The organism is Eubacterium sp. MSJ-13 (assembly GCF_018918235.1).
Lineage (GTDB): Bacteria > Bacillota > Clostridia > Lachnospirales > Lachnospiraceae > Butyribacter.
Genome location: NZ_JAHLQE010000028.1, coordinates 1 through 24,142, shown reverse-complemented (window position 1 = coordinate 24,142; position 24,142 = coordinate 1). Strand labels below are relative to the sequence as shown.

At 36.3% G+C, this 24,142-nt stretch carries 26 protein-coding genes; 3 read left to right on the top strand and 23 right to left on the bottom strand.

Features of this window, described 5'->3' with window-relative positions:
* Window positions 1-111 precede the first annotated feature (111 nt).
* Window positions 112-429 (bottom strand): helix-turn-helix domain-containing protein, encoded by a 318-nt coding sequence (locus KQI69_RS01520; protein WP_216563520.1) that lies wholly within the window; start codon window positions 427-429, stop codon window positions 112-114.
* A gap of 398 nt (window positions 430-827) precedes the next feature.
* On the opposite strand from KQI69_RS01520, the gene KQI69_RS01515 reads away from it, so the two are divergent.
* Both KQI69_RS01515 and KQI69_RS01510 read left to right on the top strand, forming a co-directional pair.
* Window positions 828-1,151, top strand: a complete 324-nt coding sequence (locus KQI69_RS01515; protein WP_216563519.1) for a helix-turn-helix domain-containing protein — start codon at window positions 828-830, stop codon at window positions 1,149-1,151.
* Between the two features lie 190 nt (window positions 1,152-1,341).
* Window positions 1,342-2,664: an MATE family efflux transporter gene (locus KQI69_RS01510; protein WP_216563518.1), complete on the top strand. Its 1,323-nt coding sequence runs from the start codon at window positions 1,342-1,344 to the stop codon at window positions 2,662-2,664.
* Between the two features lie 109 nt (window positions 2,665-2,773).
* Here the strand turns inward: KQI69_RS01510 and KQI69_RS01505 are convergent, their stop codons facing one another.
* The 4 genes from KQI69_RS01505 to KQI69_RS01490 all read right to left on the bottom strand — a co-directional run bounded on the left by KQI69_RS01505 (window position 2,774) and on the right by KQI69_RS01490 (window position 6,509).
* Window positions 2,774-4,339, bottom strand: a complete 1,566-nt coding sequence (locus tag KQI69_RS01505) for a methyl-accepting chemotaxis protein (RefSeq protein WP_216563517.1) — start codon at window positions 4,337-4,339, stop codon at window positions 2,774-2,776.
* A 12-nt stretch (window positions 4,340-4,351) separates the two neighbouring features.
* A complete protein-coding gene (locus tag KQI69_RS01500) occupies window positions 4,352-5,353 on the bottom strand; it encodes a 3-oxoacyl-[acyl-carrier-protein] synthase III C-terminal domain-containing protein (protein WP_216563516.1) in 1,002 nt (333 codons plus the stop codon).
* 257 nt (window positions 5,354-5,610) lie between these two features.
* Window positions 5,611-5,904 (bottom strand): hypothetical protein, encoded by a 294-nt coding sequence (locus KQI69_RS01495; RefSeq protein ID WP_216563515.1) that lies wholly within the window; start codon window positions 5,902-5,904, stop codon window positions 5,611-5,613.
* A 113-nt stretch (window positions 5,905-6,017) separates the two neighbouring features.
* Window positions 6,018-6,509: a GNAT family N-acetyltransferase gene (locus KQI69_RS01490; RefSeq protein ID WP_216563514.1), complete on the bottom strand. Its 492-nt coding sequence runs from the start codon at window positions 6,507-6,509 to the stop codon at window positions 6,018-6,020.
* 299 nt (window positions 6,510-6,808) lie between these two features.
* Here KQI69_RS01490 and KQI69_RS01485 point away from each other — a divergent pair, with 299 nt between their 5' ends.
* Window positions 6,809-7,330: a DUF2798 domain-containing protein gene (locus tag KQI69_RS01485; RefSeq protein ID WP_216563513.1), complete on the top strand. Its 522-nt coding sequence runs from the start codon at window positions 6,809-6,811 to the stop codon at window positions 7,328-7,330.
* 116 nt (window positions 7,331-7,446) lie between these two features.
* Here KQI69_RS01485 and KQI69_RS01480 read toward each other — a convergent pair whose 3' ends face one another.
* The 18 genes from KQI69_RS01480 to KQI69_RS01395 all read right to left on the bottom strand — a co-directional run.
* Window positions 7,447-8,829 carry an MATE family efflux transporter gene (locus KQI69_RS01480; RefSeq protein ID WP_216563512.1) on the bottom strand — a complete coding sequence of 461 codons (1,383 nt, stop codon included), beginning with the start codon at window positions 8,827-8,829 and terminating at the stop codon, window positions 7,447-7,449.
* A gap of 320 nt (window positions 8,830-9,149) precedes the next feature.
* The gene (locus KQI69_RS01475; protein ID WP_216563511.1) at window positions 9,150-10,556 is read right to left on the bottom strand and encodes a DHA2 family efflux MFS transporter permease subunit; all 1,407 of its coding nucleotides are present in this window, start codon (window positions 10,554-10,556) and stop codon (window positions 9,150-9,152) included.
* A gap of 16 nt (window positions 10,557-10,572) precedes the next feature.
* Entirely contained in the window at window positions 10,573-11,148 is a 576-nt protein-coding gene (locus KQI69_RS01470; RefSeq protein ID WP_216563510.1) for an AAA family ATPase, read from the bottom strand.
* 182 nt (window positions 11,149-11,330) lie between these two features.
* Window positions 11,331-11,891 carry a flavin reductase family protein gene (locus KQI69_RS01465; RefSeq protein WP_216563509.1) on the bottom strand — a complete coding sequence of 187 codons (561 nt, stop codon included), beginning with the start codon at window positions 11,889-11,891 and terminating at the stop codon, window positions 11,331-11,333.
* 36 nt (window positions 11,892-11,927) lie between these two features.
* Window positions 11,928-12,560 carry a flavodoxin family protein gene (locus KQI69_RS01460; protein ID WP_216563508.1) on the bottom strand — a complete coding sequence of 211 codons (633 nt, stop codon included), beginning with the start codon at window positions 12,558-12,560 and terminating at the stop codon, window positions 11,928-11,930.
* 30 nt (window positions 12,561-12,590) lie between these two features.
* The gene (locus tag KQI69_RS01455; RefSeq protein WP_216563507.1) at window positions 12,591-13,199 is read right to left on the bottom strand and encodes a flavodoxin; all 609 of its coding nucleotides are present in this window, start codon (window positions 13,197-13,199) and stop codon (window positions 12,591-12,593) included.
* Window positions 13,200-13,227: 28 nt separating this feature from the next.
* The gene (locus KQI69_RS01450; protein WP_216563506.1) at window positions 13,228-13,914 is read right to left on the bottom strand and encodes a flavodoxin; all 687 of its coding nucleotides are present in this window, start codon (window positions 13,912-13,914) and stop codon (window positions 13,228-13,230) included.
* 59 nt (window positions 13,915-13,973) lie between these two features.
* Window positions 13,974-14,465, bottom strand: coding sequence for a prolyl oligopeptidase family serine peptidase (locus KQI69_RS01445; RefSeq protein ID WP_216563505.1), 492 nt, complete (start codon window positions 14,463-14,465; stop codon window positions 13,974-13,976).
* A 155-nt stretch (window positions 14,466-14,620) separates the two neighbouring features.
* Window positions 14,621-15,745, bottom strand: coding sequence for an alpha/beta hydrolase (locus KQI69_RS01440; RefSeq protein WP_216563504.1), 1,125 nt, complete (start codon window positions 15,743-15,745; stop codon window positions 14,621-14,623).
* A 175-nt stretch (window positions 15,746-15,920) separates the two neighbouring features.
* On the bottom strand, window positions 15,921-16,925 hold the full coding sequence (locus tag KQI69_RS01435; protein ID WP_216563503.1) for an aldo/keto reductase: 1,005 nt from the start codon (window positions 16,923-16,925) through the stop codon (window positions 15,921-15,923).
* A gap of 118 nt (window positions 16,926-17,043) precedes the next feature.
* Window positions 17,044-17,724, bottom strand: a complete 681-nt coding sequence (locus KQI69_RS01430) for a DUF4405 domain-containing protein (RefSeq protein ID WP_216563502.1) — start codon at window positions 17,722-17,724, stop codon at window positions 17,044-17,046.
* 120 nt (window positions 17,725-17,844) lie between these two features.
* Window positions 17,845-18,888: an alpha/beta hydrolase gene (locus KQI69_RS01425; protein WP_216563501.1), complete on the bottom strand. Its 1,044-nt coding sequence runs from the start codon at window positions 18,886-18,888 to the stop codon at window positions 17,845-17,847.
* Window positions 18,889-20,058, bottom strand: a complete 1,170-nt coding sequence (locus KQI69_RS01420; protein ID WP_216563500.1) for an iron-containing alcohol dehydrogenase — start codon at window positions 20,056-20,058, stop codon at window positions 18,889-18,891.
* A 101-nt stretch (window positions 20,059-20,159) separates the two neighbouring features.
* Window positions 20,160-20,786, bottom strand: coding sequence for a flavodoxin (locus tag KQI69_RS01415; protein ID WP_253288945.1), 627 nt, complete (start codon window positions 20,784-20,786; stop codon window positions 20,160-20,162).
* A gap of 161 nt (window positions 20,787-20,947) precedes the next feature.
* On the bottom strand, window positions 20,948-21,871 hold the full coding sequence (locus KQI69_RS01410; protein ID WP_216563521.1) for a LysR family transcriptional regulator: 924 nt from the start codon (window positions 21,869-21,871) through the stop codon (window positions 20,948-20,950).
* Between the two features lie 197 nt (window positions 21,872-22,068).
* A complete protein-coding gene (locus KQI69_RS01405; protein ID WP_216563499.1) occupies window positions 22,069-22,347 on the bottom strand; it encodes a hypothetical protein in 279 nt (92 codons plus the stop codon).
* A gap of 109 nt (window positions 22,348-22,456) precedes the next feature.
* The gene (locus tag KQI69_RS01400; RefSeq protein WP_216563498.1) at window positions 22,457-23,059 is read right to left on the bottom strand and encodes an HD domain-containing protein; all 603 of its coding nucleotides are present in this window, start codon (window positions 23,057-23,059) and stop codon (window positions 22,457-22,459) included.
* A 307-nt stretch (window positions 23,060-23,366) separates the two neighbouring features.
* The coding region (locus tag KQI69_RS01395; RefSeq protein ID WP_216563497.1) for a 5-methyltetrahydropteroyltriglutamate--homocysteine methyltransferase at window positions 23,367-24,142 on the bottom strand (776 nt) is incomplete at its 5' end.

Here is a 24,142-nt window from a genome sequence, read left to right as displayed (position 1 = left end):
CACCCCCACTTATTGCTTTACGCAATAGAAGTGGGGGACTTACTTGATAGTGTTAAATTAGGCGTGAAATATGCATTAAAACTCTTGCTTGAATTACAATCTGACTAACACCTACAAAACTTTAGCAATTCGCAGAAGTGTTTCCTGCTTCTCTTTTTTCATATCTTTTATTGTGTTTAAAAGTTCTTTTTCTACAACAGAGGTTGGATTGTGATATTCATTTTCAAGAAGATAATCTATTGTAATGCCTAAAACATTACATATCTGTACAAGCAAGGTCAAGCTAACCTTGACTTTATTTGTTTCTATATTGCTGATATGGCTAACATTTACACCCGTCATATTTGCTAAGTATTCTTGTGTCAGATGATTATGCGTTCTGACCTCTTTAATTCTCTGACCAATAAAATTAAAATCAAGTTCTTTCATAAATATTATACCTCTAATTATTATTTTAATTTGATGCAATTGTAATATTTATTTTGCTTTAGTATAATAATCTTCAACTATAAAAATTTTATTCATAAATCAAAGAGAATACTTATGAAACAGATGAAAAAGTATTATTAGGATTTCTGATAGTATTTGTAGTGGCTGTAGGCATTACTGCTGTATCACAGAATGTGAACGTCAAATGGGGATTTTGTTATTAAGAAAGAAGTGTTGCAGGACTATAATGGTAGTAATACCAATGTTACGATACCTTACGCATAGCACATCTCAAGTAACCTTTTTGTAACTGATTGACAACATATCAAATGTTACATTATAATATGATGTAACATTCAATATATAATATACACACATAAAATTGAAAGGAGATATCTATGCTTACAAAACAAGAATTACCCGAATGTCCTGTCGCAACAACCGTAGCACTTATCGGAAGCAAATGGAAATTACTTATTATAAGAAATCTGCTACAACGTCCTTGGCGTTTTAACGAATTAAAAAGAGACCTTGACGGCATCAGTCAGAAAGTACTTACAGACAGTCTCCGTTCAATGGAAGCTGACGGTCTTATAACACGAACGGTATTCCCAGAAGTTCCTCCAAGAGTTGAATATGCATTAAGTGAACTCGGACAGTCACTTAAACCTATTCTTGATTCAATGGTCGATTGGGGCAATGCTTATAAACAAATGCAATAGCAGACCAAGTTTCCCATTGACATTCACGACATATCTGATATAATGTCAAAAGTCGGACGGCACATAGGATGTGCCTTGCAAGGTGTCTAAGGTGGTCTAGCCTTGGATTCCCGGATGGACATGATTATTATACCATGAGCCAGATAAGATGAATTTCTTATCTGGCTTTATTTTTTTGAGGAGGATTCAAATGGATTTATTAAAAGACAATTTAAAAAAACTGTATTTCCGATTCTTAATCCCATCTCTTGGCAGTGCAATGGTAATGTCAATCTATACACTGACAGATGCAATAGTTATCGGAAAAGGTGTCGGCTCAGATGCACTTGCAGCACTTAGTATTACTACACCACTTTTATGCATCTTAATGGCAACAGGGATTTTATTTGGCGTAGGTGGTTCTGTTCAGATGAGCGTTCACAGAGGAACTGGAAATCAAAAAAAAGCTAACCGCTTCTTCACTCTGTCATTTATCACATTAGCCGTAATCGCTTTGGCACTGTGGTTTATATATGGCTTTGGCATCTCAACACTTCTTCGGTTAATGGGAGCAAATGACACTCTTTATCCATATGCCATGGCGTATATGAAATATATAAACATATTTCTTCCGGTTGCTGTTTTTTCAAATTATATGGCAATCTTTGTCAGAGCTGATAATAATCCAAACAGGGCTATGGCAGGCGTATTGCTCGGCGGTGTTGTAAACATCGTACTTGATATCGTTTTTGTTTTTCCTTTGCAGATGGGAATCGGCGGTGCTGCTCTTGCATCAACTATCGGTATGGTAATTCAGGTAGTTGTTGGAATATCACACTTTTTCAGCAATAAAAATAACCTTAGATTTATCAAACCAAAACATATCTTTTCAAGCATATGGCAAATTATAGGAAATGGTATTCCAAGTTTTTTTAATGAATTTGCTAATGGTTTTATCGTACTGCTGTTTAACATACAGATTTTAAAATATTGTGGAGATTCTGCACTGTCGGTATACAGTGTCATATCAAACTGTGTTATATTATTTAACTCTCTGTTTACAGGAGTCGGTCAGTCAATCCAGCCGATAATTGCAACAAATTACGGTGCAGGCAGATGGGAACGCATCAAAAAGGTCAAGGGCATGGCTTTTGTGACAATAATAATTATGGGAGCTGTATTTTCAGCGTGTGGCATATTATTTCCTGAAAAAGTATGTACTGTATTTATGGATTTGAATAAAGAAATGCGTGATATTGCAGGACTTGGCGTACGCGTATATTTTATAACATTCCTTCCAATGGGAATAAACTTATTAACATCATATTATCTGCAATCAGTTTTAAGCGTAAAAGAATCATTATGCATATCCCTGCTTAGAAATGTAATTCTCAGCAGTATCGCGATCATTACATTCCCGCTGTTTTTTGGTAAAAACAGTTTATGGATGGTAATGCCCGTCGTTGAATTATGCGTATTATTATTAAGTATGATATTTTTGCGAAAATCCGGCACAAAAAATAATGTTAATTAAATCTATTATTGTTCGGCAAACGAACAAAATAATATTTATAAGCAAACGCAGTAAAACTATAATAACAAAAAAGTGGACAAGATAATTCAACTTATCCTGTCCACCTTTTTTATTCATCCATCTTAAGTAATTGTGCTATCTGGTCTACCATATCTCTTATTGAGTTTGCCTGTGCTGATACCTCCGTAGTATCATTAGCATTACTTTCCGCCATTGCGCTTATCGTACTGAATTGTTCATTCTCATTTTTTATGTTCTCTGCAATGTCCTGATTTATAAGAACTGTTTTCTTTATGACTTCCGCCTGCTCTCCATGTGCCTCCCCCATCGCCTGAATATTAGCTACAGACATCTTTAACAGCTTTGTCATATCTCTTATTCCCTCAAATACATTAGCAAAATATTCGTTCTGTTTTCCTAACTTTTCAGAGTTTTCTCCAACCTGAGTTATTATCTCTGTAACATTCTGCTGTACACGCTCAATGACACCTTGTACATCTTTCAATGAATCCTGTGTATTGTTGGCAAGTTTTCCTATTTCAGTGGCAACCACTGCAAAGCCCTTTCCTGCCTCACCTGCCCTTGCAGCCTCAATAGAAGCGTTTAATGCCAATAAATTAGTAGATGATGAAATTTCGCTTATGAAATTCAATGTCACTCCTATTTCCTCAACCGCCTCTGACAATTTTTTTGTTATATTTGTAGTTGCATCCATAGATTGTGACACTTCATTATTTATTGATGACAATCCATTTAAAACTTCCTCATTTTCTTTTGATTTTTCCAAAAGACTTCTTGATGTGTCTTCTACTTTATTCACATTTTCAGCAACTACCGATTCCCATTTATTCAATTCGCCAAGATTTTCCATACTTTCATCAGTCTTGCCACTCAACAAATTACTTGCTTCAAGCAATTGTTCACTTGTTGCAGCAAGCTGCTGGGCAGACGCACTTTCATTGCCAGAAACTGTTGAAAGTGTTGTACCAGTCTTATATAAACTCTCAGATAACTTCTGCACAGCAGCAAGAACATTTTGAACATGCTCTGTATTTCTCTGCATCTCATCCTTTTTTGCATTGACAAGAAATCTGTTTATAAGATAAGTAAATAACACTATCGTTATCAGCGATAATGCTACACAGACTACTCTGTCAAGCATATTAACATAAAAGTTTATATTTCTTGCAGGAAGATGTACACTTCCATAAGTAAACCACGAAACAACGATTGATGCACCTATCTCCACTGCTGTTGCCGCCACCATCCTGTAATCCAAAAAGAAAGCCGTTAAAACAACAAAGAAAAATGCAAATCCCCAGAAGTCTGTTGCAGGTATCATATATACGATAAAGTTAAACTGTATAAACATTATCAATACAAGAAATACCTTACCAGCCCTTAACTTGTCCTCAAGAACATATCCGCCCTCTATTCCCGTTTTTATAAAATAAATCCCTATACCCAGATAAAGCAGGCATGTAATATCAAATATGATCAATGCTCCCCAGCTTACCGTAGGAAGCCATCCCATAAATTTTGAAAATGTATAGGAAAGCCCTGCACATTCGCACGCTCCCGGAACCAATAAAAGAACAAGTATGTAAACCTTATTTATGTATTCGTCTAATGCTGAAAGAATTCTTTTTTTATTACTTGATGTATTTGTATTCATAGATATACCCCCTTAAAACTTATATAACTGTGCAATTATTGAATAACCTGCCCCTACTGTACATATAATTATCTTAGTTCCCTCTTTTGAATATATATCCCACAATCTGTTTAAACATAGAATAGGGCATGTATTCCCTGTATAACCATACTCCTTTCCCACAAAATAATACTTATTATCCTCTTCTGATATTCCCAATAACTTTAATGTCTCCAAATTGTAGGCATCACTTAATTGAGAAAATATATAATAATCTATATCCTGTGCCTTTAATGAATTATTATCCAATATATGCGTTATCGCATCATGCCATTGTTGAGGAATAAAATCCATAGGAAATGGATTCCATTCCAATCTTTTCTGATTAGGCATTACCGCCTGCAATGGTACTTTTGACATACCGCATTTAGGATATTTTATATAATCATGATATGCAGAATTTACAGAAACAAATGTTTCCAGAAAACCTCTTTTGACTTCTGACTCTTCTGCCTTTAAAGCCACACATGCTGCCGCATCAGCAAATGTAGCATACACAACAGTATCTGACCATAAAGCAATCGGCGTTATGCAAAAGCACCCAACAACAAGAGCCTTTTTTATATCAGAAGTCTGCATATACTTATATACAACATCTAATCCCTGCACCATTCCGGTACAATTACTGTTAAGATCAAATGCAACTTTAATATTCTTTAACTTTTCACCATACAGCCCGGCCACTCTCATCGCATTTGATGGAAATAAATATTCCGGTGTATCAGTACATACCACCAGCATCTCATACTCTTCAAGCACAAGTTCATGTTTGGCAGCACAATCTTTAACAGCTTCAATGCACATTGTAATGGCAGTTTCATCTTCTGATATAAAATATCGTTTTCTCCGGCCAAGATGTTCCATAAGATTGTGTGCATTAAGCCCTCTTTTTTCAAAATGTTCATCTAACTGTTCGTTATATACCTTATTTTCAGGAATATATGCACCAGTTCCTTCAATCATTACATTTCTCATAAATTATCCCCCTATCGTATTCTTTTCAAAATACTCTACCCCTTATAATTGAATAATCTATTGTATAGTTAGTTATTATACTATTTATATCTAATTTTGTCAACTTTTACTATATATATATTTTTTTTTTGATTTTTTTGTGTACTTTGTACAATTTTTGTCGTACTTTGTAGATTTATAATTATAGTATTTTAATAATAAAAAATGGATAAGTCTGCTTTATACTTTGACTTATCCATTTTTTATATGACAAAATTTTATATTGCCTGCCACAGTTCTTTCCATTCACTATCACTACACGAAACGAAATATTTCATCCAATGGCATGTGTTTTTATAATAATCTTCACTTAACATTTTATTACTATTTATTTCATTTTTTAAAATAATAAGATTTTTATATAATATTTTCTGACATGGAAATCTTTTAACATAATATCTATGCATCATTTTAAGCTGTTCTTTCCCCTGCTCAAAGCCTATATTTTCACCACAAAATTCATTCATATTTGATATATGTTTTTTCAAGATTTCGCCACTATGTTTTTCCATCTTTCTTTTCTCTCCATTATTCAATTCAGCTTTATAATCTCAATACCCAGGCATTTGTGTCAAAATATCTTGATTTCCAGACTGACTCTATGTCATCGAAAGCTCTATTTATTTTACAATAAATGATAATAAGGACAGGTATCTTCGTAATGCCCGTCTTTCATGCGAAATCCACCCGGTATTGTTCCAAGCTGCTTAAATCCAAGTCTCTCGTAAAGATGTCTTGCATGAATATTTGAAGCTACAACAGCATTAAATTGTAATACTCTAAATCCATGTTCCCTTCCCTGTATAAGACAATCCTTAACCAATTTTTCTCCGATATGCAATCCTCTTGACTTACTGCTCACAGCATAACTGGCATTGCATATGTGCCCGCATCTTCCTACATTATTAGGGTGCAATATATACAACCCATAAACTCGTCCGCTTTCTTTATCCTTTGCAACAGCACTGTATGTCTGTTCTTTAAAAAATTCTCTTCCACTTTCAGGTGTAAGCAGTTCTTCCTGTGGAAATGCAATTCCATCCTCAACTACCTCATTCCATATTTGTATCATAACTTTAAGATCAGATTCTGTGTATTCTTTTATTTCAATATCCATGGTGTTCCCTCCTTATACTTTATGATTAATTATAACACATTTTTTAATCTATTTAAAAAGTATTTTAACGTATTCCTACCCTATGTGAAGAATTTCAGATTGACTACAATACTATTTTTCTGCTAAACTATAGGAGTTGTAAAAAAATTAAATATGAAAGACACTAATAAGACAATAAATGTCGCCTATCCACTGTCAGACGGATGGGTATATTTATTGTCTTTTTTGTTGTCGGAAAGGATGAACCATGATTATTACAATTAGCAGAGAAAAACAAAAATACAATGGAGGAAAAAACAATGCCTAGAACAAGAGGAGAATCTATATTTTTTACAGCTATTACCGCATGGATGATGGTCTATGTTATGACTTTATATAATACGGTACTTGCAACAGGAAATTTTACAAATATCACATTCTTAATTGCCCTAAAAGAAATGTGGATAGAATATATAATCATAGGATTACTCGCATATTTTGTATCGAGCCATCTCGCTAAAATGTGTGCATTCAGAATTGTTCAGCCTGGAGACAGACCTATTTTCATAATTTTTACAATTCAGACATTCACTGTAGTATGGCAGGTTGCATTTGCAAGTATAATCGGTGTATATCATGGATATAGCATTTCCGCCAATTTTATTCCGGATTATCTTATGACATATTGCAGAAATTTCATTATGGCATTTCCACTACAGCTTATTATTGTAGGTCCTCTTGCCAGACTGATATTTAGAACATTATTTATTAATCGCAAGAAAGAAAAAAGCACAAATGAGATTCAAAATGATGATGAAAAAATAGTTGTAAAAACGATGTAGATTTGTTAATTGAAACTTTAACAGACATAGACTTTAATACTATGTCTGTTTTTCTTTCTATAAGTCAATCAGATATTCGCAATCCGCTCTGCTGCTTACTCATAACACTTTACATTTCAGACATCCGCTTTTATACTTAAACTTTCCACTTTATTCTTTCCTATCCTCTTTAAAAATACATACCCAACTGCACAAGCTATGACTTCCGTTATCGGGAATGCCCACCATATCAATGAAACTCCCATCTGACCCTTTCTGACAAATATAGAAAAAACACCTGCCAATGGTAAAATAATCACAAATTGTCTGAGAAGTGAAATGACTAGCGACTCAATACCACCGTCCAAAGCCTGATATATTCCCTGATATGCCACATTTATTCCTGCAAAAATAAAACTGATGGAGATAATCCTCATTGCCCCAACAAAATATTCCCTTGATTGTCCTGCATTAAATAAAGTTGCAAAAGTCCCCGGAAAAATCTCTGTAATTGCAACACCAGCTACCATAAGTACAGCCGTATAAACAAGTCCGTATTTGATTCCGTCATTTATTCTCTTTTTGCTCCTCATTCCATAAGCAAAAGCAATAATAGGGGTAATTGCATCTCTAAGACCAAATGCAAGAAACAATACAAACTGCTGTACCTTATAGAATAATCCATATGCTGTCTGAGCTGACGGATTAAATTTTAAAATAAGATTCATTGCATAAACCATAATTGACATTAATGCCTGTGCAATAATTGCCGGAAGTCCGATTGAATATATTTCCCTTATAATTTTGCCATCAGGTTTCATGAATTTTACTCCATGCTCAAATTCCCTATTTAATTTCATATGGAAAATGAATAATAATACAGCCGATACAACCTGTCCGATTACAGTAGCATATGCGGCACCCTCTACTCCCATCTCTGGAACAGGACCAATCCCGTAAATCATGATTGGATCAAGAATAATATTTACCACAGCACCTACCACCTGACCTATTGTAGAGTAAAGTGAACGACCTGTTGCCTGCAATAGCTTTTCAAATAATGAGAAAAAAATAATTCCAAAAGAAATCACACAGCATATTCTAAGATAACCTGTTCCCATTGAAATAACTTCCGCATCAATCGTCTGTGACGAGATATATGCACCCACTCCAAAAATTCCAAACAACAGACATACTACATAAATAATCATGCCCAAAAACAGGCTGTTCCCGGCAATTTTTGCCGCCTTTTTGTTATCCCTCTGCCCGAGTGTTCTTGCAAGAAGTGCATTTGTTCCCACACCTGTTCCAATTCCAACTGCTACCATAAGCATCTGAACCGGAAATACCAGTGTAAGTGCATTAAGTGCCGATTCACTTCCAACTCTCATATTCCCGACGAAGGCACTGTCTACAATATTGTAAACTGCCTGCAGTGCCATAGATAGTATCATAGGTATTCCCATCTGCACCATGAGCCTGTTTACAGGCATCTCTTTCATTTTGTTACTTTCTGCCATTATAATCCTCCTTGTTTTGCGAAGCAAAATCCGAGCTCCAATGCGAGGAGAGGATTTAGCCTTCTTGTTTGCGAAGCAAATGCGACTGCCACTTGTAGGAGCAGAAGATTTGTCCCCCTTTTTTCTGCATAAAAAAAGTGTAATCTTATCATAATAAGCTGGACTTACGCTGATAAGCTACACACTTTTTTATATCACTATATTATTTTATCAATATGCGTGATAAGACACACATAAAAAACGAGTAACAAAACTGGATTTACGCTAGTCTGCTACTCGTTCGTTAATTATTATATGTGTGTTTTTCAAAAAAGTCAAATCTATTCTTCTGTCTTTTCATGTTTTTTAAATCCGATAATCTGAAGTATCAAACATAAAACAGCAAGTATGAGTAAAAATATAAAGCCATACCTAGAGCCTGCCGCTGTTTTCACTTCATGGCTTAAAGAATTATTCTGCATCTGTGAAGCAGATACGAAAGCCGCACATACACTGGTTCCCACAGCACCTGCAAATTGCATAAGCGTATTAAAACATGTATTACCATATGCTTTCTGACCAACCGGAAGTCTTAAATTTCCAACAGTCATTGTATTTCCAAATGCAGTTCCACATCCTATTCCAAATATAATATAAAAACCAATAATCATTGCAGTATTTAGTTTCATTCCAAATATAGCAAATAATATGACACCTATTGTCATAAGTCCCGTTCCAACAAGAATTGGAAATTTCGCTCCAATCTTATCCAATGCAGCACCACTGAAAGGTCCCATAAGTGCATTTAATCCTGCTCCCGGAAGAAGCATAAATCCTGCAATCATGGACTCACATAAAAGTGCCACCTGCAAATAATTCGGTAAAAGAAAGCTTGTACCAAGCATTATGGCATTGATCAGAAAAAAGGCTACTAAATGACAAACAAATGGAATATTTTTAAAAATGTTCATATCAATCAAAGGATTTTCGCATTTTCTACAATGATTCACAAATAATATTAATGCTGCAATTCCGATTACAAATGCTGCAGTTTCCACAACCGGATTCTTTCCAAAAGCTGCTATATTCGCAAATCCATAAACAAGTCCTAAAAATGTCAGCATAATAAATATAATGCCCCAGATATCTATTGGTACTTTCTCAGGTTCATGCTTTTCTTCTATAGTTACGGTTCCGAGAATTAGCGTAAATATCAAAACAGGCATAAGAATCACAAAAATATATCTCCAGCCTAAAATCTGATTTATAATACCGCCATATGTTGGTCCTAAAGCCGGAGCTGCTGCTGATACCAGTGCACCATATCCCATATAAGTTCCTACTTTTTCAAATGGAATCTGTTCAAGAATAATGCAAAATGCGATTGGCACACCAATTCCTGTTCCAACTCCCTGAATAAGTCTTGCAAGCAGCAACAATGCAAAATTTGCAGAAAAAATAGCTACTACCGTTCCTACAATAAAGCACATAGTCCCGAATATAAATAACTGCTTTAATTTAAAACGTTTTTGCAAAAATGCTGATAACGGGGTTATCATTGCAACAACCAATAGATTTCCCGTTGTAAGCCACTGAACCATTTCCGTTGACACACTAAATGTGTTCATCACTGCCGGAAATGCTATATTCACCGCTGTTTCCGTAATCAACCCACAAAACGATACCAGACAAGCTGCAACTACAGACAATGCAAGTTTTGCCGGTACTTTTACTTCATTATTATTCATTTTTTCACCATCCTGTTTATTTTGCCGCATTTACGATTAATTCCGCACACTTTTTAATTCCAAGTTTTCCTGAATTTAGAATAATATCGTAATTATTTTTATTGCCCCATTCCTTTCCATAAAAACTCATTGCGTGCATTTTTCTTTCACGATCAGTCTTTTCAATCATTGACTTTGCCTGTTTTTCATCTACATCATAATGATTTACTGCATATGATATCCTATTATTTATATCTGAAAACACAAAAATATTGATCGAATCTTTATTTTCCAATATAAAGTTAGCTGAACGACCCACAATCACACAATCCCCCTGCTTTACATAACCCTGAATAATCTCATGTTCTGCTTTCTCAATCTGCTTCATATGATTATGTGCATCATCTACTCCCATTGCCAGATTAAACAGAAAACTATTTGTAACTCTCTGTTCCGCTGCCTCCACCATTTCTTCAGAAAGACCCGTTTTTTTCATGGTATCCTTAATAATTTCAGTGTCATATAATGGTATTCCCAATTCCTTAGCTACCATTTTTCCAATAGTTCTTCCACCACTGGCATATTGTCTACTGATAGTAATTACTTGTTTCATTTCTGCCTCCCGATTTTACTAAAAGTGCACAAAAAAAGAAGATATGCACGTTTGTGTCATATCTTCTTAAATATCGTTTCCTTTTGCGCAAATGTTATTTTATCAAACAAAGTCATTTAATTGCAAAGGACATTTTTAACAATATTTCATATATTATATATTGTTATTATTGAACAAAAATCTTATTTCAACTTCGCTCCGTCTTTAAAAGCATTTCCGACTTTTTCGCCAAGTTTATAATAACCGTGGTGTACCGGGTCATAAGTTATCGGAACAAATTTTTCAAGACTTATCTCTCCGTCCTCTCCTAATACGCTCTCATCCACACTTACATTTTTAATTCTGCCAAGATACTTATTGTCATCTATGACTTTTATAAGTTCACATTCAAGAGCTACAGGAAGTTCTTTGATAACAGGTGCATTGACATACTCACTCTTTACTGTGGTAAATCCTGCCTTTTCCATCTTTTCAGGCTCGTCTTTTCCTGATACGATTCCGACATAATCACTTGCTACCATATGCTCAGTATCAGCAGCACTTACCGTAAATGCCTTGTTAAGTTTAATGTTATCTGTTGTCTTGTGCTGTGACAGGTCAATGATTATCTCATCCCTGCCTACAATGCCACCCCATGCAGCATTCATTGCATTTGCTTTTCCCTGCTCATCGTATGTTCCAATAATAAGAACCGGCTGTGGAAAAAGGAATGGCTGTGCTCCAAAATTTTTTCTTTCTGACATAATAATAACCTCTTTTCTATATATTTTTATTTCATTTTACCTTATAAAGTTTGTAAACACCATAGGTTCCTGCTCAGGAATTTCAATTCCCATTTTCTCTGCTGCCTCCTTGCAACGCAGGAAATATGCCATATTATTTCCTAATACACGCATGACCTGTAGTCCCTCAAGATCCTGTTTCACCTGTTCAGGAGTTGCTCCATGAACCATGTTCCAATATCTTGATGCAATGATAGGCATCTGCATAAGACCAAAATATTTGTTAAGCTGATCCCATGTCGCAGTTGTCCCTGCCCTTCTCGCTGATGTGACAACAGCGGCGGGCTTTAATAGAAATCTGTTTCCACCGCCACAAAGGTCTGCATAAAATACTCTGTCCATAAATGATGTTATGCTTCCTGAAGCTCCTCCCCAGTGTACTGGAGTTCCAAATACAAAACCGTCATAATCTTCTGCCATGTTCAAAAATTCATTAACCTTGTCATCAAATACACATTGGTTTTTCTCTACGCATTTCTTACAGGCAATACATCCCGATAATGCTTTATTTCCTATCCATAATATATCAGTATCAATCCCCTGTTTATTTAAAGACGCTGCCACTTCGCTAAGTGCAGTGTAAGTACAGCCTTCTTTGTGAGGACTTCCGTTTGTTAATAATACTTTCATATTCATTTCCTTTCTGTCCTTATCGTATTTTTATTTTATTGTCTTAACCCATTTATCAACTGTTTTCTGACTTGATCTCCCATAAAAACCTTTGCCTTTATTCCATTTAGTAGTTTTAGAAATTATTGCTTTTGTTTTTAAATTACTGCCACTGTTACCCATACCACTGCTTAAAGATGTGCTGAATGGAACAACCGTCTTTCCTTTTAAACTTGTACTTTCAACTAACGTATATACAATATGTGGTGCTTCACCCCACCATATAGAGTAACCTATATACACAATATCCGCACTTTTTACAGCTTTCTGTATCTGCTTAAGATTAGATATTTCAGGTCTGACTTTGCTTTTTGCAGGACTTGATGCAGACTCATGTTCCTTAGTAACACGGCTGTTTGAATTACTCCAGTTAAGATCATCATCCGTATAAGGCTGTGATGCTTTTATGCCTATCAAAGTTCCATTTGTAGCTTTCTTTATCTTACCTGCCACTGATTTTGTCGTTCCTGTAGCTGAAAAATAAATAACAACTGTCTTTTTCTTCTTTGCTGCATTAACATTTCCTGATACATTAAAAACAAGTACCATCGCCAGTAAAAATGCAATTACTCTGCCAAATCTTTTTATAAATTTATCCATAGTTTTATGTCCTTTCTATGTTTATATCTTATTTTGCATATCCCAGTTCTTTTACCCAGTCTGCCACTTCCGACTCAGATGCTCCCGAACTGAACCTCTCACCGTCCTGCCAGTCTCCTGTTCCTGCCATATCTGCGAGAAGCTGTCCACTGTCAGCAATTCCTGATGAAGCCGACGTGCAGAATGGAATTACGGTTTTTCCTGAAAAATCATTATTTTTAACAAATGTATTTACCGGCCATGCTGCGACATACCACCATATCGGATAACCTATAAATACTGTGTCATATGACTCCCAGTTTTTGACTGTTGTTGTTTTCAATTCAACATCTCTAAGACTTTCATCATCATGCTCTTTGCTTACACGGCTGTTATCATCCGTCCAGTTAAGATCATCATTTGTGTATGGTTCTTTTGGCTCTATCTCAAATGTATCACCGCCTGTTGCATCTGCTATGCTTTCCGCAACTGCTTTTGTATTTCCTGTTGCTGAGTAATAAACAACGAGTACCTTTCCTGAACCACCTGTTGTTTTTTTGCTTTCATTAGCAGTTGTACTACTGCCTGTTCCTTTGCTTTCTGATGAAATGTTTGCAGAAGATGAGTTTTCCTTATTTGCCGTACCGGACTCTGTACTGCCCGTACCACAGCCTGTCACAAGTCCCATTGTCATAATCGCCGCCATAAGCAACGCTGCCATCTTTCTTCGTTTCATAATATCTTGTCCCCTTTCTAATGAATCAAGCCGATATTCGCTATCCGCTTTGCTACTTTCTAATAATCGAACAACCATCCCATGATTTCTTTATCACGGCAGAACAAATACCCTCCGCCATGCTGGTATGTTACTTTTGTTCCTGCAAAATAATCACTTCCCTTTACATCGAGTACCAAAAGTTTATCAATCTGACATTTGCTAAGACCCTCTTTTTTATAAAGGTCATAAAGTGTCTGATATGCTTTTTTAAATGGATCTGAACTATAATACTCATCATTTTCCCCTATAACAAAATAAACAGGAGTTCTTGATTTCACTACAGGTTCATATGCTCCATCCCACTGTGAACTGCACATAAGTGCGGCTGTATATAATTCAGGTCGTTTTCCAAGTACAAGTGATAATGTTTCACCGCCGCCTGAATAACCGTTTATATATACTTTTGATGAATCTATCTTATAATTTTTCAGAAAATATTCCGTCAATGCTATCGTCTGGTCTGCCGAATTCTGCTCCCAGTCGTTAAGCTGTGGTGCAACTATTATCATATTTTCATTATATTTTTGTGCCTCAAAACCAAAAGTTTCATAAACTGTGACCTCCTTAATTATTTATACCCTTATTATAAATTGCATATATTACTTACGGAAGTCTCCATTCGTTAATCAGTATTAACCTTTTGGTTATATATCATATTTAAATACTATGAATTAAATATATCCTGAAGCCATGCGGCGTAATCTTTTACCCAGCCGCCGTCTGCCCCAAATCCATGCGGCCATCCGTTTAATACTATACGCTTTGTTTTTATTCCCATTTTTCTTATTACTTTATACTGCTGTTCAAATTGGTCATAAAACGGATCTTCTGTTCCATACACATAAAAAGTCGGTGGCAGATTGCCTTCGGCAAGCCATGTCTTATCCATATTTCCAACACTGAGCCTGCCATAAAATGAATATATCATTCCATCTGCCGATGCGTGTGCCGGAATTTTATCAAGTTCATCGGGTACATAACTTTTATCTAATTCTACTCCCGTCACCTTTTCATCATAATGCATCAGAAATTCTCCTGCCTGAATACCTCCTGCCGAAAATCCCATAACTGCTATATCATCTTTGTCAATTCCATAAACATCTGCATTTTTCCTGATAAATCTTACCGTTCTTGCCACATCTAATGCTCCTTCTTCCTGACTGTATGGTTCAAGCCTGTAATCAACAATGAATGTCTGAAATCCATATTCTCTTAAAGCTGCTGCGGTCGGCAAAGAATCTGTATAATTGCCACGAAACTGATATGCACCGCCAGCCATCAATACCACTGCACCTTTCGGTTTTACCCCGCTTTTAACAGGAATTGCAGTTACATATGGTCTGAAGTCCCACTCGTCAAAATAACCTGTCATGTCTTTTGTAAACTTTGTTTTTGCAGGAGCTTTTCCTTCTTCCCATAAATAAAGAGCCTGTATTTTTTCGGAATCCGGTTTCGTATTTAATACAGTTTCATTTTCCCTAGGAGCCGGCATTTTTTTTAACATTTCCTCTCTTGACCAGCCCGTTATCTGACCACTTCCATAGTCATAGTCTTTAGGAAAATCTTTAGGTGTTGCCACTGTCTGTGATGATGTTCCCTCTCTAAGGTCATCTGTTTTATTTTCGTTTTTATCCATACTATCACTATCCTTTTTTACTTCGGATGCTTTCTGTATTGCAGAAATTCCACTTTCAAGGTTATTGTTACTATCTTTTTTTGCAGAACCGCAGGCAGTACACGAAAAAGCCGCCATTGCGATAATCAATGCTCTTATTATATTTGTCCTCATTTATATATCCTTTTCTAAAAAGCGGAAAATAAATTTCTTTACCTCCCGCTTAATATCCTTAACTTTTATATTAAAATTTATATTTGCAACATTACTATATTCTAAATGTCATTAAAGTTGACATTCACAATCCGCTTTCGCTGTTTGCTCATAAATGCAGTCGCTTTGCGACCTGTCAATGGTTGCGTTCGACTTTAGAACCACCAAACACCTGCGACATAGGTATTTTCTCTAACATACTGTCTATCTCATTTACTTCTTTCTGTGTCAGTTTTACTTCTGCCGATAATAAATTTTCTTCAAGACGCTCGATTTTTCTGGTTCCCGGAATCGGTACTATCCACGGCTTTTTTGCAAGCATCCATGCAAGAGAAATCTGTGCCGGTGTGACATTTTTAGCTTTTGCAGTTTCCTCTATCCATGCAAGAAATTTTTCATTTTCCTTTATTCCGCTTTCTGAGAACTGCGGCATAACCTTACGGTAATCTCCACTTTCACTAAACTCCGCAGCATTATTGTATCTCGCCGTCAGTAAACCGTTAGCTAATGGAGAAAATGCAACAAACCCGATATTTAATTCCGTAAGAACAGGAAACAGAGCTTCATAATCACGATACATCATTGAATATCTGTTCTGAATTGCTGTAACCGGACACACTTTATGGGCGCGCCTTATTATGTCCTCCTTTGCTTCTGAGAGTCCCCAGTGCAAAATCTTTCCCTGTTCCATAAGTTCTTTCATGGCTCCTGCCGTCTCCTCTATTGGAACTTTATTGTCAATACGGTGTATGTAGTATAAATCCAAATGGTCCGTCTGAAGCCGCTTTAACGAACCATCAATCGATTTCTTTATCGTCTCAGGTCTGCCATCAGGAATAAGCGGCTTATTTACACCCTCTGCCGTCTCATCAAACCTGATACCGCATTTTGATGCAATCTTAATATGATTTCGGTGAGGTTTTAATATTTCTCCTATCAGCTTTTCATTGTGATGCGGGTCATCAGCCGTCCCATACACCTCCGCCGTATCAAAAAATGTGCAGCCCATCTCCACTGCTTTTTCTAAAAGAAGTTCTGCCTCTTTCTTATCAAACGGTCTGCCATAAGCATGGCTCATTCCCATGCAGCCAAGACCAACGGCAGAAACCTCCAAATCTTTTCCAAGTATTCTTGTTTCCAACCTTTCACCTGCTTTCTTTTCAAGTTATATTAATCCTAATTTCTAAGCAATTTTTTCATTTATCAAGTCTGCTCAGACACAAATCTTTATTTTGAAAAATATTGTATATATGAATTTTTTATACTGCCCTTTTATAAGATATGTTTCTCAATTTAATTCCTAAATAATAACTTACAAACGCAATCAGTATCATCACTGCGATATAATCTGCTATAAAAAAGACAACGCTTTCCGTATAATCATAAAATACAAAATGATTTTTCATTAAAAGATAATCTGGTATCTGTCTCTTATCAGCAGCATAAATACCGTAACCGGCTGCGATGATAGCCACAAATCTTGCAATATACCTGCGTACTGCTGACGGTTTCTTAAATAATCTTCCAGTCATATTTACAACAATATTCCAATGTATGCCGAGGTGTGCAGACATAACAGCAAATCCCCAGTATGCACAAAACATATGAACCTGTCTAGCCCATGCTGACAACTTGACTACCCTGACCGCTTTAAACAAATGGTTTGACAATAATATTCCGCTTACCATAGAACCAGCCATAAGCACTATCATCGCTGCGACAAGCAATGTCTGTACTACGCGAAAAATCTGGTATCTGCCCTTTGTGATGTTATGGAGCCATTTTATATTAAAAAAATGATGTGCCAAAAATAATACAAGCATCGCCATACCTATCCACTCATGTGCCGTTTCACTAAGCAGACTATACGGCATTAGAAGCAGCAGACATACCGTCATGCATATATCAATAAAAATCCTAAACATAAGCCTTTTGTTCATATCAACCACCATCCCCGCGCTGTTTTTTACACATAGCAAATTTGTGCAAAGCACAAATCTTTGGTGTGAAAAATCGGATTTTTCATGCTAAAATCCTGCATATATGTTTTTCTCACACTATTACTTCATATTGTTTTTCCAAAAATCTACTGCATTATTAAGCCAATCTTTTGCCACCGTTTTCTCGCCCAGCCCAAATCCGTGTGACAATCCTTTAAACACCTCTATCTTTGCATTTGTACCATTTCTTTTAATATTAGCAATATATCTTTCCATACTGCGGTATGATGCAATTCCATCACTCGTTCCTACACAGGCATAAGTCGGAGGTTCATTTCCCGTCACCTCTGAAAGTCCTGTGTATTGCAGGATAACAGCAGCAGGAGCAGGATAATCCTTTTCTCCAAAATTTCCGGTTCCATAACTTCCAAGCCATGCAGCCATTCTTGCTCCGGCAGAACCACCCCAGAGTGAATAATCCCTCATGTCTATCTCAAGTTTTTTTGCATTTTCATGAAGAAAAGCTATTGCCCTTGCCAAATCTTCACAAGCAGTCTGAGCACCCGGTCGATAGATTAACGCAAACGCATTATATCCTTTTTTAGATAATTCAAGAGCCTGTGGAAAACTGTCATGTATTCCTGCAACATACATAAATCCTCCGCCTGCATTAACGATTGCCGTCTTTGCCCCTGCTTTTCCCTTAAAGAAAAACAACCCTGTGTCAGCCTTATCCGGATCTGCTTTCTTTTCTTTTTCGGTATAGATGTCATAAAAAATCGTATCTCCATCACCTGCACGCTTCTTCATATAATTGACAAGCTCAACTGTTTTCTGAGGATTTATCTCACTGTACCACGGCAGTATTGTTTTAACATTTTCTAAAGTCAGATTTTTACTTATGTCCATGTCAACCGGAAAAATCAATCTTCCATAATCTCCAAAAACAGAATCATTTATAACATCCATAACCTTTGATTTTAATGTATATTCCGACTGTTGTCCCGTCTCTTTTTTATCATCATTTTTCTGTTTCATTTCTACCGTCTCACTGTCATTTGATGAAGAATCTGAATTTACAACACTATTACTTTTTTTGTCTCCGCATCCGGTGAGTGATATTATACACAATAATACGCATAATACTATTTTGACATATTGCATTTAAAAACTCTCCTTAAAGATTTCATAAATCTCCTCATGAGTCATTTTTTTATAACTTCCCGGTGCAATATTACAAGACTCGGCAATCTCTTTTAAGCCATCATCCGATTCAAGTCCAAGCTCCCTAAGTGTCGTAGGAAGTCCAATTTCCTTAATAAAATCAGCCAATGCTTCCACACCTGCTTTGGCAAGCTCCTCGTCGCTCTTTCCGTCCCTTGAAATTCCCCAGACATTTTCTGCAAATCTGACAAATTTTGAAAGTCCGTCCCTATAAATATGTCTGTAATAAACAGGGTGCAATACCGCAAGACCACATCCATGATTGCAATCTGTGTATGCACCAAGCTGGTGCTCCATCTGATGACACTCAAAGTCACATTTTTTGCCAAGTTTGATTATGCGGTTTTCTGCCATTGTAGATGCCCACATAAGGTTGCTTCTTGCAGTGTAATCCTTAGGATTTTTTATCGCTGCACGCAGGTTTTTGATAACGCTTCTCATCAGCGCTTCTGAAATATCATCCGATACATTATCCTCATTTGGCTCACTGAAATATGTCTCCATAATATGAGATAAAATATCAAAACTTCCTGAAACCATCTGTTTCTGAGGAACTGTATATGTGTAGCAAGGATCCATCAACGCAAACTCAGGATTGCATTTTGGATAATCCCTGCCTGTCTTAACTTTTAAAGCCTCATTTGTTATGACAGCACCACCGTTACATTCACTTCCTGTACCTGCTACCGTCACTATAACACCGAGCGGCAACGGTTCAAAATCGACAACACCCGGTTTTGCCCAGTATTCATCCCATATATCTTTTTCGCTTACCGCCGCCATCGAAACTGCCTTGCAGCAATCCATAACCGAACCGCCACCGATTCCGAGTATCCAGTCTGCCTTACTGTCTTTTGCAAGTCTTGCACCCTCAAGCACTTTCTCATAGGTAGGATTTGCCATAATTCCGGAAAATTCAATAATTTCCTTTCCGGCTTTCTCAAGAATATCCTTAACCTCATCATAAATTCCATTTTTCTTAATCGAACCGGAACCATAGGCAAGCAAAACCTTATCACCATGTTTTCCAGCAAGACACGAAAGGTACTCTTTCACGCAGTCCTTACCAAAATAAACTTTAGTAGAATTCTCAAAAATAAAATTATTCATAATATTTATCCTCCATTTCCTATCTAGTGCATTTGTAAAACTGTTGCTATATATAAACCATTGTGCAGATATAACAAATAATCAATTTTACAAATGACTATCTAAATATTCAAACCTTTTACCCACTGCTCCACTTCATCAGAAGATGCACCTGAAGAAAATCTCTTTCCCTCCTGCCATTTTCCGCTTCCTGCCTGTTCTTCAAGAAGTTTTCCGCTGTCACCTATTCCTGACGATGTAGAAGTACAGAATGGTATAACTGCCTTTCCCTTAAAATCATTTAACTGCACAAAACTGTTTACCGGCCATGCCGCAATCCCCCACCATATAGGATATCCTATAAATACCGTGTCATATGAATCAAAATCATCAACTGAATTATATTCAAGCTCAACATCTCTCAAACTTGTATCTTTATTTTCCTTTGAAACTCTGCTGTTCTTGTCTGTCCAGTCAAGGTCATCGTCACTGTATGGCTTAGTCGGAACAAGTTCAAATAAATCTCCTCCTGTCGTTTTCGCTATCGTCTGTGCAACGGCTTTTGTTGAACCTGTTGCAGAATAATAAATCACAAGAACTTTTGACTTGTCATCTTTACCACTTCTTACTGATGTTGTTTTCGATGACTGCTTTGTCTTTGTGACCGATGTGTCCGTTGTCGCACCGCATCCGGCAAGCAAAACCGCCACCATTGTTACTGATAATAATAATGATAATAATTTTTTCAAATCATCTTCCTCCCGTTAATTATTTTTTATAACCAGCTTGTTTCCTGACTTTTTCAATAAACATCCCTTGCTTTCGCTCGGTCAGCTTATTCTTTTTATATAATACAAAAAACGAGGCTTCATAAGAAGTCCCGTTTTGTTATTCAGTATTAACCCAAAGGTTATAGCTGCACCTTATATTCCGCTTTATGTATTATCCCTTTTACCTGTTTTATCGCTTTCAAAAGTCTTTTGACCTTTTCTGACGGCTCTTTTGAATAGAGCAACCCAAATGACATCCCATAATTCCAATCTACAGGAATAACTCTCATAAGAGGATGGACATTCTCCCAGCTTTTTACCGCCAAAAGCATTTTATTCTCATTCTCACATTTATTAAAAATATCAACATTGTAAAAATCAAAATCCTCTATTTCTATTTCGGGATGCTCTCTCCACAATTCATCACGAAGCATATCAACATAGTTGCTCCATCCCCTATGCATCAACATAAGTTTTTCACCTTTGAGATCCGATAACTCCAACATTTCTCTGTCCGCAAGCCGATGTTTGACAGAAACCGCCAGACAAAATTTCTGTCTCGTAAGTTCTATTCCATTACACTTTCGCAATTTTAGCATGGTGTCATCAAATATCCCCGCAACTACATCTATATTCTGCCCTAAGTTCCCCAATATTTCTTTCGCATTTTCCAGAGTGTTTTCAAACGGCACTAATTGAAATTTCATATCCGGTATATTCTCATGGATTTTTGGCCACAGATCCACAAATACCTGTGGCGATGTCATAAGAGATACTCCAACCCTTATAATATTCTCATCGCCCGACATTGCATTTTTTGCCCTGATAACAGACTCTTTACAATATTTAATAACATACTCTGCATCCTTATATAAAGACTTTCCCGATTCAGTCAGGCTAAGTCCCCTGTGAGTGCGGTCAAAAAGCTGCAAACCAAGACTGCCCTCCAGAGAATTTATCTGTTTTATCACCGCCGGTGCAGTAATAAACATTTTTTCGGCAGCCTTACTGAAACTTCCAGATTCAGCAACACATATAAATGTATCAAGCTGTGGATTGTACATCATGTTCTTTCCTCCCTGTCAATCTTACACAAATTTTCAAAAATTGCATAACAGATTTTTCTATATTATCAATAATCTCTGCACGAAATACAATCTTTTCTGCACCAAATACGATTTTTACTATTATTTATTATTCCATCCACTTATCCAAACCATATCCGAAAAAAATTTTGTTAATAAAAAATATATTACATGCTTTACCATTTATTTGTATCAACATATGTTTTTTGTTTTGCATTTTTTATCAGCTTTGTAAACATTTCATCCTCCGAAGCTTGACCAATACTGATGGTACTCTTTTTGTAATTGCTGTATGGCACTTTATAGAATGACTGCTTTGTCATATTTCTTAATTCAGCGTTCAATTTAGTACTGATGGCTTCTGAATCCAATACCTCACGAAAATCTTTATTCACTGCATTAACTGTATTTACACTTGTAAACTGCACACTTTGGTTTAAAGTTTCCACTCTCATTACTCACTACACCCCTTTCTGATTTTTATAATAACTCATAAACATAAATTATTTTTCCAAACAGACTTAGCTTATAAAAATATCTACTATATTAGATATCGTCAAAAATCTATTTTTGTGTAGTATCCTCTTTTATATTACCTTTATCAATATTCTCCATTATCAATTTATCAGTAACTTCATACAGCCGCTTAGAACCAAGTTTTGTCTTACTCTGTCTGCCATACACCTGCTCTGCCGTCACGCCATGTTCCCTCCAGTCACTGCCACCATTACTGTTATTTAAAATTAAAGGCTGAAGATTGTCCATTGCATGAGCAAATTTTGACTCCGCTGTCTCAAATTCTTCAAACTCATCAAACAGCTTTATAAGTTCATCTTTCTGCTCATCAGGGAGTATCGAAAATATCCTCTCTTTTGCCGCATCTTCCCTTGCTTTCTGCGTCTTAAGATTTTCAGCATCGTACGCATATGTATCACCTGCATCTATCTCCACTATGTCATGTATCAGGCACATGAACATAACCTTTCCAATATCCACAGGCTCATTTGAATATTCTTTTAAAAGATATGCCATGATCGCCATATGCCATGCGTGTTCTGCATCATTTTCGTTTCTGCCATGTCCTGACAGATGTGTCTGTCTGAATATATTTTTTTCCTTATCTATCTCCAACGCAAAATCAAGCTGTCTTTTTAATCTTTCATCCATAAATTTCTGCCTCCAAAATATGTAATACCTTTACTGCAAATATTATAACACTGCTTATTTTTATTTTCTACCTCACAAAAAGGCAAAAAAACAGACAGAGGTTTTCATCTGCCGTTCATCTATATATTTCCAGACATTTGAAAAACTTCCATATATTATATATCCATGAGTCAAGTGGATATTCGCAATCCACTCTGATACTTGCTCATAACACGATATATAATTAGTTTCTCAATTGCCTGATTATAGTGTAAACAGTAACAGCTATTAAAACCTCTGTCTATTTTACTTTAACAGTAATCTTTCCTTATTTCCAAACTTCCTCTGCTATCTCTTTTACAAGTGCGAGTTTCGCCCACTGCTGTTCTTCCGTAAGTTTATTTCCAATCTCACATGAAGCAAATCCGCACTGTGGACTTAAACATAAACGGTCAAGTGGAATATATTTTGCAGCCTGCTCAATTCTTGCCTTTACAGCTTCCTTGTCCTCAAGTTCAGGTTTCTTAGTTGTTATAAGACCAAGTACGACTTTCTTATCAGGTGAAACTTTTGCAAGTGGAGCAAAACCGCCGGATCTCTCATCATCATACTCTAAAAGAAGTGCATCAACATTTTCCTGTGCAAATACATAATCTGCAACTGAATCGTAAGATCCGCTTGTAAAGAATGTAGAATGATAATTACCTCTACAAATATGTGATGTAATAACCATATCCTCCGGTTTCTTTTCAAGTGCAAGATTATTTACTTTCAAAAGCTGTGCCTTTACATCCTCAATATCAAGTCCGAGAGATTTATATCTCTGTTTTGCGGCATCCCCTACAATCGCACCCCATGTACAATCATCAAACTGAAGATTACGGCATCCTGCCTCATAAAACTGTGCGATAACTTTCTGATATGCTGTTCCTATATCCTGGATAAGCTCATCATCCGTTGCATAAAACTCTCTTGTCTTTTCTATATTCTGAGGAACTATCATCTGCTGATACATCTGTGCAGGGGCAGGTATCGTGTATTTCGCCACTGTATTCTCATCCTCAAACTGCTTAAGGAATTTAAAATATTCCACAAATGGATGTG